Source organism: Ferrigenium straubiae, assembly GCF_051257895.1.
In the GTDB taxonomy this organism is placed as follows: Bacteria; Pseudomonadota; Gammaproteobacteria; order Burkholderiales; family Gallionellaceae; genus Gallionella; species Gallionella straubiae.
Map to the genome: position 1 here is coordinate 801,430 of NZ_CP194331.1, position 14,663 is coordinate 816,092.

Consider the following 14,663-nt stretch of genomic DNA (forward strand, 5'->3'; position numbering starts at 1 on the left):
GTGTAAAGGGGTAATGCCGAAGGGGTAAGCTCCTTACGCTATCGCTACGGCAGCGTCCTGGCCAGACGAAATCCGAAGTGGCTGTTCCGGATCGTCGGGCCGTACTCGTAACGGTATGTCGCGCGCATGTTCTCCGGACTGTTGCTGTCCCAGGAACCGCCGCGAAGCAAGCGCTCCTCGCAATTTGTCCCGTTGCAATTGCTTAGCCATTCCAACACATTGCCGCTCATGTCGTACAGGCCGTAGCCGTTCGCCTGCTTCTGGCCTACCGGATGGGTCTTGCCGCCGCTGTTGCCTCCGTACCACGCCACCGCGCCGATGCTGCTGCCGCCGCAGTATTCGCTCCGGCTGCCGCCGTAGCAGGCGTATTCCCATTCGGCTTCGGTGGGCAGGCGGTATTGTTTGCCGGTTTTCTGGCTCAGCCTGGTGAGGTATTCCTGTATGTCGTTCCAGCTCACTCTTTCCACCGGGCAGGTGCCGCAGCCTTTGAACATGAGTTCCGGCGGATCCTCACCCATCACCGCTTTCCATTGCCCCTGGGTGACTTCGGTTTTGCCCATCGCGTAGTTTTTGCCGGGGATGGCGACCATGCCCGCTTCGATACTCATAAGTGCCAGGCGCATTTTTTCTTCTTCACGACGCTTGCCCGCCGCGTTAAGCTCCAGCGGACCTAACTGCACCTCGACTTTTTTCACCACGCCGTCGCCCATGTAAATTTCCCGCTCGAACAGGCGGGGCTCGTGCTCCGCATCCCCCCTCTTCTGCACGCGCAGTTTCAGCTTGCCTTCCGGCACCTTCATGTCCAGCGGGCATTCGCCCTTGAGCTTGCCGTTGACATACACCTCCGCGCCCTCGGCATCTCCGTCGCAGACGATGCGCAGCGCCGCCGAACCGGCGGCACTTGCGGCTGTAGATATCAACAAGGCAAAAGTAAACAATGATGTTGAAACAACATTCGCAAGCGGTGTATTTGGCATTTACTTAGTCTCCTTATTTTTCAGTTGGGCCGTTCCGAAACTACCGGATGAGCGAGTATTCCAGGAAGGCGCGCATGATACCAAAGCCCCTTTGCCGAGACGATGTTGATGTCCGCGCTAAATTATTCACGCCCCCTGCCGATATGCTTACCAAAGGGCGGCGCAATGTGCAAAGCCAGCAGAAACAGGAGGTTTATCATGGGCACAGTCAGCATGGACATGAGCAGCTACGAGATCGAACGCGACGATGCGTCCGGTTACGGTGAAGAGGTGTTGTGCGCCGGGTGGGTTCCGGCCCTGGCGCTGCATCAGCCTCGCGAAGAACATCAGTCGATGCCCGCCGATCTGGCGGCGATAGATGTGGAAGCCTTCCTGCGCAAGATGTACACCTGCCAGCGCTGATTTATTACGACTTCTCCTCATCTTTCTCAAAGAGGGTACGGACAGCGGCGCTGAATATGCTGCGCCTGCCCCTTTCTCCATTTCAACGGCAATCTGCGGTAAAACCGCATTTGGCATTCATCCGCCTCCATCGGCAAAAAGCCGCAAGTTCAGCCGAGCCGTGCACTTTGCCCCCCCGCAAACAAACATCGGCATATCTCCCGTGAAACGGTGTTGCATTTTTTGCAGCCCCCATTAAGATAGCAATCAATTACTAACTTAATGGGTGCATTATGCTTAGTCAGAAGATTCGATTGTGGGGGCTGGGAGGTGGAGGAACCTTGATCTTTGCCTGGGTCGTAATGACCCAAGGGCCGCTGGCGCCGGTCAAGGTCACGGTGGACAAGGTTCGGGCTGGAAACATTTCCAGCGGTGTATTCGGCGTCGGAACTTTAAAGGCCAGATACAACTACAACCTGGCGCCGACTGTGACAGGCCGGGTAAAAAGCGTGCTGGCCGACCAGGGTGACCAGGTTCTTGCGGGGCAGGTGCTGGTTGAGATGGATCCTGTCGATCTGGGGGAAAAACTGGCTGGCAGCCAGCGTGTCATCGAAAAAGCAGCCAATTCAATCCTGGCATTGGAAGCAATGCAGAGCGAAGCGCAGAGCCGGCTGAATACGCTCTCTTCGACGTTCATACGTTATCAGGAATTGCGCACGCGCGGCTTTGTCAGCCAGGAGATGTTCGAAGCGAAGCAGCATGAGAAAAATGTCGCCGCCGCAGCCTTGTCAGCGGCGACTGCCAATCTGGCCGCGGCGCGTGAGGAATATGCCAAAGCTCAAGCCGATTTGCGCGGAATCGGAAAATTGCATGCACAGACCAGATTATCCAGCCCGGTCAACGGCGTGATCGTAGCCAGGCTGGTCGAGCCAGGCAGCACCATAGCCGGCGGCCAGGTTGCGCTTCAGGTCATTGATCCGTCCAGCCTGTGGGTAGAAACGCGCATCGCACAAAAGCAGGCCGGCCAGGTACGCATCGGGCAGGAAGCAGAGATTGTGCTTCGTTCGCAACCCCAATCGCCAATCACTGGCAAGGTGGCGCGCGTGGACATGGTCAGCGATACGGTGACCGAGGAGCGGATCGTCAATGTGTCCTTCAACACCGACCGTCCCGGCGCCAGTATCGGTGAATACGCGGAGGTCACCATCAAGCTGCCCGAGCTGGATAACGCTCGCACTATTCCAAGCGCGGCGGTGAAACGCATCGATAAGCAGGATGGTGTCTGGGTTCTGCAAAACAAGGAAGTGAAGTTCAGGCCGATCAGGATCGGAGCCTCGACCATGGATGGGCGCACGCAAATACTGGATGGCCTCGGAGATGACGACGCGGTCATCGTATACAGCCAGCAACCGCTGCGCCCGGGACTGAATGTGAAAGTCGTGCCCGAACTGGTTCGGGGGTAGGCCGTGATCAACCTCGCGAGCCGGGACATTCTGCATAGCCGGGGGAAATTCGTTTTCACCGGCCTGGGGCTGGGCTTGCTGATCGGAGTGACGCTGACCATGGCGGGAGTCTACCGCGGCATGGTGGACGATGCGCAGGTGCTGATCGAAAACGCGGGCGCCGACCTGTGGGTCGTGCAACGGGATACATTGGGCCCCTATGCCGAACCGTCCAGCGTGCGCGATGACGTGGCCAACGACCTGCTGGGCCTGCCGGGTATACGCGAAGCAGGCAACGTGACCTACCTGACCATGCAGATCCGGCACAACCGCAGGGATATCCGCGTGATGCTGGTGGGATATGAAACTGGCAAGCCGGGCGAACCCGCCTATCTTATTGCAGGCCGCCCGATCGCCCGATCGCACTACGAGGCGCTGGCCGACATCAAGACCGGCTTTGCCGTGGGTGACCGCATCATCATCCGGCGCCACGAGTACACCATTGTCGGCCTCACGCGCCGCATGGTCTCTTCCAGCGGTGATCCGATGGTGTTCATCCCTCTCAAGGACGCGCAGGAAGTGCAGTTCCTCAAGGATAACGATGCCTTGCTCAATGAGCGCGCCCGCACTGCCGCCAACCCTGCCTTCAACCGCCCCGGCGTGTCCGGCCTGCTGGATGCGATACAGGCCAGCCAGACATCCAGCCACTTCGTGAATGCGGTTCTGGTGCGGACAGTTCCGGGCATGGAAGAGGATGTCGCTGGGCAAATCGAACGCTGGAAACACCTGCAAGCCTATACCAGGAGCCAGATGGACGAGATACTGGTGGCACGCCTGATCGCCACCTCGTCCCGGCAGATCTTCATGTTCCTGGTGATACTGGCCATCGTCAGCGCGGCCATCGTCGCCTTCATCATTTACACCATGACCATGAACAAGGTGCGCGAGATCGCCGTGCTCAAGCTGATCGGCGCAACCAACCACACGATCAGCGGGATGATCCTGCAACAGGCATTAGGGCTTGGCGTCATCGGTTTCATTGTCGGCAAGCTGTCGGCGACACTGTGGGCACCCTTGTTCCCCAAATATGTTTTGCTATTGTCAGGCGATGCCGTCAGGGGCTTGATACTGGTCATGCTGATGTGTGCCGTCGCCAGCACATTCGCCATTCGCGCCGCATTGCGCATCGATCCGGCGACGGCGATCGGGGGTTAAGCCATGAGCGAGCCGGCCATCCACATCAAAAACCTGAAAAAGCGCTACGGCGAGGGCGAGACGGCAGTGGATGCGCTCATGGGCGTGGACATGACCATCTGGCCGGGCGAAGTGGTAGGCTTGGTCGGCCCGAGCGGCTCCGGCAAGAGCACGCTGCTCAAGTGTCTGGGTGCGGTGATCGAGCCTACCGCAGGGCAAATGACGCTGGGCGGGCAAATGATCTTTGACGAACGATGGAAGATCGATGACTTGCGCACGCTCAGGCGGGATCGCATCGGTTTTGTGTTCCAGGCGCCCTATCTGATCCCGTTCCTGGATGTCACCGACAACGTTGCGCTGCTGCCGATGCTGGCCGGCGCCTCGAATGCCGATGCGCGCAGCCGCGCACAGGAGCTGCTCGATGCGCTGGATGTCGGTCATCGCGCCAAGGCCGGGGTTTCGCAACTGTCAGGCGGTGAGCAGCAGCGCGTTTCCATCGCGCGTGCATTGGCCAACCGCCCCCCTGTCATCCTCGCCGATGAACCCACCGCGCCGCTGGATAGCGAGCGCGCGCTGAACGTGGTTCGCATCCTGAACCGGATGGCGGAGCAATACCAGACAGCTATCATCGTCGTCACGCACGATGAAAAGATCATCCCCACCTTCAAGCGCATCTATCACATCCGCGATGGGCGCACCTATGAGGAAACCGGCGAAGGCAGGCATGTTTGAAAGCATTTTTGAAGGAGAGCTATTTTGAATCAGGGAACAACAAAGCGGCGCTTGAGCACCGAAGAGAGGCAAAGCGAGATCATCCGCGTGGCAGTCGAACTGGCGGCCGAAAAAGGGGCGGACAGCGTTACGACGCAGGACATGGCAGATGCGATGCAACTCACCCAGGGGGCGATCTTCCGGCACTTTGCAACCAAGGATGACATCTGGGTCGCCGTGATGCAGTGGATACGCGACCGCCTGATGAAGGTGCTGGACAAGGCCGCGGCCGATGCCTCCGACCCGCTGGAGGCCATCGAACGCATGTTCTTCGCGCATATCGCATTCATCGGCAAGCATCCGGCCATTCCACGCCTGCTGTTCTCCGAACTGCTGCACAAAAAAAACAGCAAACTGCGGCAACTCATCCAGGAAATCATTTCAGGCTACGAGGCCAAGGTCGCGGGGCTGCTGGAATCCGCAAAATCGCAATCCCTGGCGTCAGACGATCTCGACAGCAAGAGCGCTGCCGTACTCTATATCGGCATGATCCAGGGGCTGGTCATGCAGGCATCGATCTTCGGCGGGAAACGCGCCCTTCAGCAAGAAGCCGAAAAGGCCTTCCCGATCTTTCTTCATGGCATCAAAAAACGTAAATAGCACAATTAAAACCAACCATACGAAAGGGAGCTGCAAATGAAAAAATCATCACTGCTGATAATCGCAACCATGTTCCTCACATTCACAACCCCTGTCGCACAAGCCGCGGAGCCTCTCGAGTTGCAAAAAATCATGAAAGACCTGGGCAAGCACATGCAGGCGGTCACCGATGGCATTTCCCGTGAAGATTGGGATACGGTAGCCAGGACGGCTCCATTGATTGCGGATCACCCTCAACCATCGTTGACCGAGAAAATGCGCATCATGGCCTTCATGGGCTCCGATATGCCGAAGTTCAAGGCATTCGACGGTAACACGCATGATGCCGCCGCAGAGATGGGCCGGCTGGCGCAGGAAAAAAACGGACAGAAGGTCATCGATTCGTTTCATAAGCTGCAATCGGCTTGTCTGGGCTGCCACCAGACATTCCGTACACCCTTCGTGGAACACTTCTATGGCAAACCGACAAACTGATCGGGAGCTAGATTCGCAGAGCGGTCAGCATGTGCAAGACGCGCCTATGTATTTACCCTGACCGGCAAGCCAAGCTTTTCGATGCGTGCCGCAAATGCCTGCAGGCTCTCTACGGGCAGCGCGGACAGGCGCGGCGCTTCCGGCTGCGTGGAAGGCCGCGCCAGGCCATAGAGCAGCACGCCCTGCGGCCTGTGGCCTTCGCGCAGCAGCGCTTCGATGAATTCCAGATAATCCTCTTCGTCCTGCTTGCCGGGCGGCTTGCTGTCAAGCGCGAACCAGCAGGTCTGCAGCCAGGTCGGACACAGCGCGATGGCAGCGATGAGGTTGTCGCGCACCCTGTCCATGCCGGTGGCGGTGTCGTTGATGAGCCTCATTCCCGCCTCGCTCGCGCGGTCCAGCTTGAACCACACTTCGCCGTTGAGCCGTGCTATCGCGCGCACCCCCTGCTGCACTTCGCCGCGGTGCAGCAGGCTGCCGTTGGTGATGAGCACGGTCTTCACTTCTTCCGGCAGTCCGGCCTCGCGGCGCACGCGGCCGATGAGTTCGACGACCTCGGCGAATTCGGCCGCGCTGGTCGGCTCGCCGTTGCCAGATAGCGCGATGTCGTTGATGCGCCGCATGCCTTCCGGAACGCGGCTTTGCATGAAGTCGCCCTGCAGCAGCTCATTTAGAAAATCGCGCAGCTCCTTTTCCAGCAGGGCCAGATCTACCGGCGGCGCGGCGCCGCGCGTCAGGTCGGGAACCTGACAGTAGATGCAGCGCCAGTTGCAGGCGTTGTTGGGGTTGAGGTTGATGCCGACCGAGACGCCACCCGCGCGGCGCGACACCACCGGGTAGACGTAGCGCAACTCTGCGCTGCCTCGGTCGTGATCGGTAACGCTGAGGTTTGTTGCGTTCAAGAAGGCCTCTGAAAATTGCACTTCGACAGGCTCAGTGCGAACGGCTCTACCGCATGCAGTGTATTACCCGTTCGTGCTGAGCTTGCCGAAGCATGGACGGAGGTGCTCAGGACTTCCCGAGCGACAGATACTTCGCCGGATCCACCGGCTTGCCGAAGCGCCGCACCTCGAAATGCAGCTTGACCTGGTCGGCGTCGGTGTTGCCCATCTCGGCGATCTTCTGCCCGCGCGTGACGGTCTGCCCTTCCTTCACCAGCACCTGGTCGTTGTGCGCGTAGGCGCTGAGGTAGGTCTTGTTGTGCTTGATGATGACCAGCTTGCCGTAGCCGCGCAGCCCGCTGCCGGCGTACACCACCTTGCCCGGCGCGCTCGCGGTGACCGGCTGTCCGAGCTTGCCCGCGATGTCGATGCCCTTGCGGTTGGCCGCTTCGGAAAACTCGCCGATCACTTTGCCCTGGGCGGGCATACTCCATTCCAGCGCCTCGTCCGCGCCATTATCGGCATCGCCATCCGGCCTGGCTTCCGGTTTCGTTTCCGGTTTGGGTTTGACTTCTGGCTTGGAGGCGGCCTCGGGCTTGGCCTCCTGAATCTTCTCGATCTGCGCCACCGCTTTGTCGCTGTAGGCGTACTTCGCAAGCCGGGGCTGTTCCTTCACCGGCGGCTCTATCGGCTTGATCTCAACCGGAGCGGCGGGGCGAATGGCCGCACTGCGGAACAGGCGGATCTGCTGGCCGATCTGGATCACGCTGGGGTCCTGGATGCCGTTCAACTCGGCGAGTTCTCGGTAATCGAGCCCGTGATTGAAGGCGATGCTGTAGAGCGTGTCACCCTTCTGCACGACATAGGCCTCGGGGCGCCAATCCTTTTCACGCGGGGCTTTTTTGCGCACTTCCTCGGCCTTGGCAACGCTCTTTTTGGGCGCTTCGCCGCGCTCGACAACCGGCGCGCGTTGTCCGCTCGAAGCGCAGCCAGCCAGAATGGAAGCCGCCACCAACAACATATAAAATTGCTTCGATTTCATTGCTTCCCCATCAATAGCGGTACGAATTTCACCGGCTCCAGTTTGGCCTCGCGGAATCCGCCGGCCTCGCGTTCGACCAGGTACAGCTGCTGCTCCTGCATCCCGACCGGCAGCGCCATTCTACCACCCACCGCGAGCTGCTCACGCAGCGCGGCGGACAGCGCGGGTGCGGCGCAGGCCATGATGATGCCGTCGAACGGGGCCAGTTCCGGCAGGCCGGCGGTCCCATCAGCGTGGCGCACGCTGATGTTGCGCAGTTTCAGGTCGCGCAGCTGTTTCCGGGCGCGCTCGTAGAGCGGCTGGATGCGCTCCACGGTATAGACCTCCTTCGCCACCTGCGCCAGCACCGCCGCCTGGTAGCCGCAGCCGGTGCCGATCTCCAGCACGCGGCCCAGCGGCTTGCCGGCGCGCAGCACCTCGATCATGCGCGCTACGATGTAGGGGCGGGAAATGGTCTGGTTGAAATTGATCGGCAGCGACACGTCGTCGTAGGCGCGGCTCGCCAAGGCCTCATCGACGAACAGGTGGCGCGGCACCTCGAACATCGCCGCGAGTACCGCCTCGTCCCGGATGCCCTGCTCACGCAGCCGCTCGACCATGCGCGCACGCGTGCGCTGCGAGGTCATGCCGATGCCGCTGAGCCGCGTACTCATTGTCCGACCCAGCCGCGCACCGCATCGAGCTGGTTGTATTGGGTAAGGTCGATCTGCAGCGGGGTAAGCGAAACGCGCTGCCGCGCGAGCACATGGAAATCCGTGCCCTCTCCCGCGTCCTGCGCCTTGCCTGCCGCGCCTATCCAGTACACGGTCTCGCCGTGCGGGTTGCTGGCCTTCACCACCGGCTCGGCCTTGTGGCGCTTGCCGAGGCGCGTTACCTCGATGCCCTGCAAACTATCGTGCGGCACATCCGGCACGTTCACGTTGAGCAGCCAGGGATGGCTGTGCGTCTGCCCGGCAAAGCGCTGCACCAGGTCGCTCGCGACCCGCGCGGCCGTCTCGTAATGGGCAAACTCCTTGCCCACCAGCGAAACCGCGATGGAGGGGATGCCGAGCAGGAATCCTTCGGTCGCCGCCGCGACCGTGCCGGAATAGATGGTGTCGTCGCCCATGTTGGCTCCGGCATTGATGCCGGACACCACCATGTCCGGCTGCCGGTCCAGCATGCCAGTGACGGCGAGATGCACGCAGTCGGTCGGGGTGCCGTTGACGTAATAAAAGCCATTCGCGGCGCGGCTCAATCTGAGCGGACGATCCAGGGTCAGGGAATTGGAAGCACCCGAGCGGTCCCGCTCCGGCGCAACCACCACGATATCGGCGACCCGCGCCAGATGCTCGGCCAGGCAGGCCAGGCCGGGCGCGAAATAGCCGTCGTCATTGCTGATCAGGATAAACATCGGTGGATGGGAAATCGGGTCATAAAAACATGGAATAGAGCGGACGGTAACAACGTCAACGCAAGGCGCCACATGATAGCCGTTTCATTGTGGTTTCGCCATAAATTCACGGATGTACAGCGCCCGATCGAGCGCAGCCCGTGGGGTGCCCTGAAGCGGGTGTGCGTATTTTTTCGCTGGCAATCCATTGTCGATGCCGATGAGCTGGCGCCTCCCGGAAATTCATCCTTAAGTTTTCCTTAAGATTCGATTTATATGCTGCATTTCGGGATTCGCCCTATCGAGTAAGAGAGAAACGAGCATGGCCTGCAATATCGACTTATCCCCCACTTCCGCCTTCAAAATCAAGGAAGGGTACCTGAACCGCCGGGTGTTTAACCTCAGGAATAGCATCTATAAGTGGCTTAGGCGCAGGTCCTTACCGTTATTTTTCCGCGGAGGAGATGTCATTTCAATGACATCGATTGCCAACGGCGTCTATGAACCGCATATAAAGTCCCTCATCGATTACCTGGCAGGAAAAGGATATTCGGATTTCCTGATAGACATAGGCGCCAATATTGGCCTGACATCATGCCAGTCCGGGAGGAATTTCAGGGAAATCCACATGTTCGAACCCAATCCCGACTGTGTAAACATACTCAAGGTCAATTCAAAAATTGCCCTGGGCGGATGCAGGTACCACATACATGAATATGGGCTGGGTAATGCCAACGAATCCCTGAAGCTATATGTTCCGCGAAACAACTGGGGAGGCGCTTTCATTAAGCACCCATCCAACAGCTATTCGGACGGCCTGCTGGCAGGCAAGGATGGCTATTCGTCTTTCGACCCGGAAAACTATGATCTTGCGGATATAGAAGTCAGGGCGGCCGATGAAAGTCTGGAAAAACCTGCGGATTCAACCCGTCGATGCAACAAGTTGGTTAAATCGTTCAGCCGGTGTTTCGTAGTTTAGCGTCTTCCTTGGACGTTCATTTAGCTTCCTCGCCACGCCATTTAGCTGTGCTTGCGTGTATCCGGAGATGTCCATCCCTTTTGGGAAGTACTGTCTCAACAATCCATTGGTATTTTCATTCGTCCCGCGCTGCCAAGGATTCTGAGGGTCACAGAAATAGACCTTGATGTCGGTCGCCAAGGTAAAGCGCTTGTGGTCCGCCATCTCCTTACCTCGATCCCACGTCAGCGATTTGTAAAGTTCCTGCGGCAGCTTGTGAGCATGTTTGATCAATGCATTTATGACGGTCTCGGTATCTTTTCCTGCCACCTTCACCAACATCACATAGCGTGTCTGGCGCTCAACAAGTGTCGCAATCTGGCTACTTAAAGTCCCACACAGCAGGTCGCCCTCCCAGTGGCCTGGCACTGCCCGGTCTTCTGCCGTGGCCGGACGCTCGCTAATCGATACCGCATCGGTGATTCGGCCATGATTATCCGTCTTCTGCGTATGATGCCGCGAACGGCGCATGACTCGCGTGCGCCGCAGGTGGGCCAGAAGTTCCTTCTTCAATGCGCCTCTGGCCTGGATGTAGAGGCTGCGATAGATGGTCTCGTGTGACACCTGATAGTCCTCGTCATCTGGATAGGTGCATTTTAGCCATCCGGCAATCTGCTCCGGTGACCATGCCATTTTCAGTTTGCCTGCCACGATATGTGCCATCGCGCGGTTCTTCACCAGTTTACAAGGTTGGGGGCGATGCGCACGCTCCCAGGCAGCCTGGTCGGCCTGGCTTGCGCGATAGCTCTTTCGATCACCGTTACGTTCGATCTCTCGACTAATTGTCGAAGCGGCACGGCCAAGCTTCTTGGCGATAGAGCGGATTGAATCCCCTGCAACGACTGATCGAGAGATTTCTTCACGTTCAGACAAGGTTAGTGCCAGTCTCGAACGACGTCGAGGAATCGGCCGAATGCCGCCGGCCTCAGACAAAATTCGCTCGATTGATGAATGGTATCGATCAAACAGCTGCGCGATCTGCTGAAGGGAATCGCCTTTCTGCCAGCGATCCCACATCAGCGCCTTCTGGGATTCAGTGTAATGAATGCGAGGTCTTTGTTTCATCTGCAACACTCCTTTCGCTTTCGCAAAGTTTAGTGTGTTGCATCGACGGGTTGAATCCGCACTTTTCTCCGGTCTTTCGAGCCAGCAACTGTCGTGCGGCGTAGTGAAGATCGATGTTGAAGGTTTCGAGTTACCCATATTGAAAAGCATAGTCGATACCCTCCCCTCAAATTTCAAATTAATCGTGATTTTTGAAAATTGGGGACATTCGATCAATGTCGAATGCCTTAAGAGGGCCCATCAGAACATCTGCCTGAAATATCTCGAAAAGAAGAAAGTTCTGCATCCCTGGCTGCCCAAGTGGCTGAATTCGCTGTTCTTGTTTTTCATCGGCGGCTACGACATCGTGCTGTCAACGACCGATGAAGTTTCAAGAGTCGGCGACTATGTCCTGGAGATCGGTAATTAGACCGGTTTCGCTGTAGCCGCTTTGCCGCATTTCCCGTTTTTTTCGCGAGCGAATCGAATCCGCTTCAGATATCCAGCGCCCTTACGCGGCGGCTGGCGATGCTGTCGGCGTCGCCCTCCTCCTCGCTTGCCGCCATGCGGCAGTTGACGGTGGCCCACTGGCGCAGGGTTTCGATGTCGCGAGCGCGGGAGCGCGACAGGGGGATGATCTGCCGCGCCGAGTTGAGCAGGTGTTCGGTCTTCAGCGTCTGCTCGGGGGAGGAATAGGCTTCATAGAGCGCGTCGATCACAACCTCCTCCAGCTCTGCGCCGCTGAAGCCTTCACTGGCATGCACCACGGCGGGAATGTCGTAGTCGCTCGGCGTGCGCTGGCGGCGCGCGAGGTGAATCATCAGGATTTCGGCGCGCGCGCGCGGCGTCGGCAGGTCGACGAAAAAGATTTCGTCCAGGCGCCCCTTGCGCAGCAACTCGGGCGGCAACTGGTCGATGTTGTTGGCGGTCGCCACGACGAACACCGGATGGCTCTTTTCTTCCATCCAGGTGAGCAGCGTGCCGAACACTCGCGTCGCCACACCGCTGTCGCCGCTGCCGCCGATACCGGCGAGCCCCTTCTCCATCTCGTCGATCCACAGCACGCAGGGCGCGACGTTTTCGGCCACCGCCAGCGCCTTGCGCATGCGCTCTTCCGACTCGCCGACCAAGCCGGCGAACACGCGCCCCAGATCGAACTTGAGCAGCGGCTTCTGCCATTCCGCTGCCACCGCTTTCGCGCACAGACTCTTGCCGCAGCCCGGCACGCCCACCAGCATCACGCCGCGCGGATTGGGCAGGCCGAAGTCGCGCGCCTTCTGCGAGAAGCCCTCGTTGCGCTGACCGAGCCAGCGCTTGAGCTGGCCGAGGCCGCCGATGCCGTTGAAATCTTCCACCGCCGCGGTGTATTCGAGGATGCCCGACTTGCGGATGATCTGTTCCTTCTCGTCGAGGATGGACTTCACGTCCCGGCCGGTGAGGCCGTGCCTGGAGACGACCGACTTGTAGAGCGCGTTCTCCGCCTCGGAGCGGGTCAGGCCCTGGCAGGCCTTGACGATGGCGTCGACGGCATCCTCGTCGAGATCCACGGTCACCGTCGGGTTCGCGCGCGCCTGCGTCACCGCCTGTGCCACCACCTGCCGGTATTCGCTCTCGGTCGGCAGCGGCAAGTCCACCACCGTCACATCCTTCTGCAGCTCGGGCGGAATCTGCATCATCGGCGACAGCCACAGCAGGGTGCGCGGCGAACCCTTCAGCACCGGCACCAGGTCGCGCAACTGGCGGATCAGCAACGCAGCGCCGGGCGAAGTGTCTTTCAGGTAGGGATGGAAATCCTTGAACAGGAACACCGCCTCCTCTTCGCATTCGGCGACGAAGGCCAGCGCTTTCTCCGGCGTGCGCGTGTCCTCCTTGCTCGCCGGGCGATCCTTTGCATCGACCAGGCCGCGCGAGATCGACCAGACGAACAGCTTGCGCGCGCGCTTGGCCATCTCTCCCTGACGCAGCATCTCGTCGATCAACTCGCGCGCCCGGTCTTCCTCGCTGGAGACGATGGTGACGATGGGATAGCCGGCGCGGATGTAGATGCCGAGATCGTTGACGAATGACTGGGTCATAATTTTTCCCGCGTCTTCACGCCCTCGCGCGCAGCCACCGCGAGAGGATCGTGTTCATGAAATTCGGCGGTGAATTCGCGCTGCCGCACCGTACCCAGCGCCTCTTCGACGGCGCGCGTGAAGGCCAGACAGTTATCACCCTCCCCGCCCTCGACGCGGATCGTGGTAGCGCCGTCGCGGCCGATGCGGACGATCATTTTTTTTGCAGTCATGCCGATGCTCCTTGATCCTGCAGTGCGTTTCTCACGAGGCGCAGCCCCAGATAGTAACCGCGGAAGCCGGGGTGATAGCCGTATCGGTCGGCAGCGCGGAACTTGACCGAAGAGAGGTACCACCAGCAGCCGCCGCGATAAACGCGCGTCTGCCCTTCGCCCGGCCCGCGCGGATCGCGCTTCGGCAAATTCTGGTAATACTTCCAGTCATACCAGTCGGCGCACCACTCCCATACGTTGCCGCTCTGGTTGTACGTGCCGTACCCGCTCGCGCCTGCCGGGTAGCCGTGCACCCGGCAGGTTTCCTCTTCCCCGCGGTTGCCGGCGTAACGGCATTTCTCCGGGTCCCACTCGTTTCCCCAAGGATACACCAGCCCCAGCGGCCCGCGTGCCGCTTTCTCCCACTGCGCCTCGCTCGCCAGTTCGCAGCCCGCCCAGGCCGCATACGCCGCGCTGTCCTCCCAGCTCACACCGACGACCGGGTGGTCGGCCTTCTCCGCCGCAAACTGCCCTTTCCTCCACACCCGCGTTCCATAATCCATCTTGCCCGGCGCCCGATGCCCAGTCTCCTCGACGAACTTCAGGTACTGCGCATTGGTCACCGCATACACCCCGATCCAGTAGCCGGACAACTCCACCCGGTGCGCGAGGCAGTTCTCGCCGACCCCGTCGCCCATCGTGAATTCGCCCGCCGGCACATATACCATCACGCTGCCATCCTTCGCGTTGACCGCGATGCGGTTGTGCAGCGCTTCGTGCCTCCACCGTTGCAGTAACGTCGTCATCTCAATAGCGCTCGCTGACCACCAGCTCGATCTCGCCGTTGGGCAGCACCTTTTCCTGTTCGATGATCAGCCCCTGCTCCAGCACCTGCTGCTTCACCGTCAGGTGCGCATAGGTGCGGTTGAGCGCCTGCATGAAAGTCTCCTGGCGGATATTGGTGTTGAACTCCACCCCCCACCAGTCGGCGCATACCGCGAAGCTTCCGTCTTCCTGGCGCTGGATGCCGATGTCGTAGCGGCTGCCGGTGTCGATCACCACCTGGGCGCGCTCGGTATTGCCCTGGTAGCCGCGTATCGTCACTTCCTCGCCGGCCTGGAAATCGAATTGCAGCTGCCGCAGGCTCTCCTCGAGCAGCGCCCGGTCGCGGATTACGGTCTGCACCTGGGTGAAATGGGACATG

18 protein-coding genes are annotated in these 14,663 nt (G+C 59.7%); 8 read left to right on the top strand and 10 right to left on the bottom strand.

Annotated features, from left to right (window positions below; translation table 11 throughout):
* Positions 1-44: 44 nt before the first annotated feature.
* On the bottom strand, positions 45-923 hold the full coding sequence (locus tag ACRRNM_RS03670; protein ID WP_435626884.1) for an SUMF1/EgtB/PvdO family nonheme iron enzyme: 879 nt from the start codon (positions 921-923) through the stop codon (positions 45-47).
* 252 nt (positions 924-1,175) lie between these two features.
* On the opposite strand from ACRRNM_RS03670, the gene ACRRNM_RS03675 reads away from it, so the two are divergent.
* From ACRRNM_RS03675 to ACRRNM_RS03700, 6 genes are all read left to right on the top strand, one after another.
* Positions 1,176-1,379 (top strand): hypothetical protein, encoded by a 204-nt coding sequence (locus ACRRNM_RS03675; RefSeq protein ID WP_435626885.1) that lies wholly within the window; start codon positions 1,176-1,178, stop codon positions 1,377-1,379.
* Between the two features lie 320 nt (positions 1,380-1,699).
* The gene (locus ACRRNM_RS03680; RefSeq protein WP_435626886.1) at positions 1,700-2,821 is read left to right on the top strand and encodes an efflux RND transporter periplasmic adaptor subunit; all 1,122 of its coding nucleotides are present in this window, start codon (positions 1,700-1,702) and stop codon (positions 2,819-2,821) included.
* 3 nt (positions 2,822-2,824) lie between these two features.
* Complete coding sequence (locus ACRRNM_RS03685) at positions 2,825-4,015, top strand: ABC transporter permease (RefSeq protein WP_435626887.1); 1,191 nt, start codon at positions 2,825-2,827, stop codon at positions 4,013-4,015.
* A gap of 3 nt (positions 4,016-4,018) precedes the next feature.
* Positions 4,019-4,726 (top strand): ABC transporter ATP-binding protein, encoded by a 708-nt coding sequence (locus ACRRNM_RS03690; RefSeq protein ID WP_435626888.1) that lies wholly within the window; start codon positions 4,019-4,021, stop codon positions 4,724-4,726.
* A 51-nt stretch (positions 4,727-4,777) separates the two neighbouring features.
* The gene (locus ACRRNM_RS03695; protein ID WP_435626889.1) at positions 4,778-5,365 is read left to right on the top strand and encodes a TetR/AcrR family transcriptional regulator; all 588 of its coding nucleotides are present in this window, start codon (positions 4,778-4,780) and stop codon (positions 5,363-5,365) included.
* Between the two features lie 132 nt (positions 5,366-5,497).
* Positions 5,498-5,839, top strand: coding sequence for a cytochrome c (locus tag ACRRNM_RS03700; RefSeq protein WP_435626890.1), 342 nt, complete (start codon positions 5,498-5,500; stop codon positions 5,837-5,839).
* Positions 5,840-5,883: 44 nt separating this feature from the next.
* Here the strand turns inward: ACRRNM_RS03700 and ACRRNM_RS03705 are convergent, their stop codons facing one another.
* The 4 genes from ACRRNM_RS03705 to surE form a co-directional block, all read right to left on the bottom strand.
* A complete protein-coding gene (locus tag ACRRNM_RS03705) occupies positions 5,884-6,738 on the bottom strand; it encodes a radical SAM protein (protein ID WP_435626891.1) in 855 nt (284 codons plus the stop codon).
* A gap of 106 nt (positions 6,739-6,844) precedes the next feature.
* Positions 6,845-7,759 (bottom strand): peptidoglycan DD-metalloendopeptidase family protein, encoded by a 915-nt coding sequence (locus ACRRNM_RS03710; protein ID WP_435626892.1) that lies wholly within the window; start codon positions 7,757-7,759, stop codon positions 6,845-6,847.
* Positions 7,756-8,412: a protein-L-isoaspartate(D-aspartate) O-methyltransferase gene (locus tag ACRRNM_RS03715; protein ID WP_435626893.1), complete on the bottom strand. Its 657-nt coding sequence runs from the start codon at positions 8,410-8,412 to the stop codon at positions 7,756-7,758. The genes ACRRNM_RS03710 and ACRRNM_RS03715 overlap by 4 nt, the downstream gene beginning before the upstream one ends.
* Positions 8,409-9,152 (bottom strand): 5'/3'-nucleotidase SurE, encoded by a 744-nt coding sequence (gene surE / locus ACRRNM_RS03720; RefSeq protein WP_435626894.1) that lies wholly within the window; start codon positions 9,150-9,152, stop codon positions 8,409-8,411. Before surE ends, ACRRNM_RS03715 begins: the two co-directional genes overlap by 4 nt.
* Before the next feature lie 301 nt (positions 9,153-9,453).
* Here surE and ACRRNM_RS03725 point away from each other — a divergent pair, with 301 nt between their 5' ends.
* Complete coding sequence (locus ACRRNM_RS03725) at positions 9,454-10,110, top strand: FkbM family methyltransferase (protein ID WP_435626895.1); 657 nt, start codon at positions 9,454-9,456, stop codon at positions 10,108-10,110.
* On the opposite strand, the gene ACRRNM_RS03730 is transcribed toward ACRRNM_RS03725, so the two are convergent.
* Positions 10,054-11,214 (bottom strand): IS30 family transposase, encoded by a 1,161-nt coding sequence (locus ACRRNM_RS03730; RefSeq protein ID WP_435626700.1) that lies wholly within the window; start codon positions 11,212-11,214, stop codon positions 10,054-10,056. The two genes, ACRRNM_RS03725 and ACRRNM_RS03730, sit on opposite strands and share 57 nt — an antisense overlap.
* A gap of 184 nt (positions 11,215-11,398) precedes the next feature.
* Between ACRRNM_RS03730 and ACRRNM_RS03735 the strand changes: the two genes are divergently transcribed.
* Positions 11,399-11,623 (top strand): hypothetical protein, encoded by a 225-nt coding sequence (locus ACRRNM_RS03735; RefSeq protein WP_435626896.1) that lies wholly within the window; start codon positions 11,399-11,401, stop codon positions 11,621-11,623.
* Positions 11,624-11,687: 64 nt separating this feature from the next.
* On the opposite strand, the gene ACRRNM_RS03740 is transcribed toward ACRRNM_RS03735, so the two are convergent.
* The 4 genes from ACRRNM_RS03740 to ACRRNM_RS03755 are packed head-to-tail and all read right to left on the bottom strand — an operon-like array spanning position 11,688 to position 14,662.
* On the bottom strand, positions 11,688-13,268 hold the full coding sequence (locus ACRRNM_RS03740) for an AAA family ATPase (RefSeq protein WP_435626897.1): 1,581 nt from the start codon (positions 13,266-13,268) through the stop codon (positions 11,688-11,690).
* Positions 13,265-13,480, bottom strand: coding sequence for a DUF2997 domain-containing protein (locus ACRRNM_RS03745; protein ID WP_435626898.1), 216 nt, complete (start codon positions 13,478-13,480; stop codon positions 13,265-13,267). Before ACRRNM_RS03745 ends, ACRRNM_RS03740 begins: the two co-directional genes overlap by 4 nt.
* A complete protein-coding gene (locus tag ACRRNM_RS03750) occupies positions 13,477-14,265 on the bottom strand; it encodes a formylglycine-generating enzyme family protein (protein WP_435626899.1) in 789 nt (262 codons plus the stop codon). The genes ACRRNM_RS03745 and ACRRNM_RS03750 overlap by 4 nt, the downstream gene beginning before the upstream one ends.
* Position 14,266: 1 nt before the next feature.
* On the bottom strand, positions 14,267-14,662 hold the full coding sequence (locus ACRRNM_RS03755) for a DUF1257 domain-containing protein (RefSeq protein WP_435626900.1): 396 nt from the start codon (positions 14,660-14,662) through the stop codon (positions 14,267-14,269).
* Position 14,663: the final 1 nt, after the last annotated feature.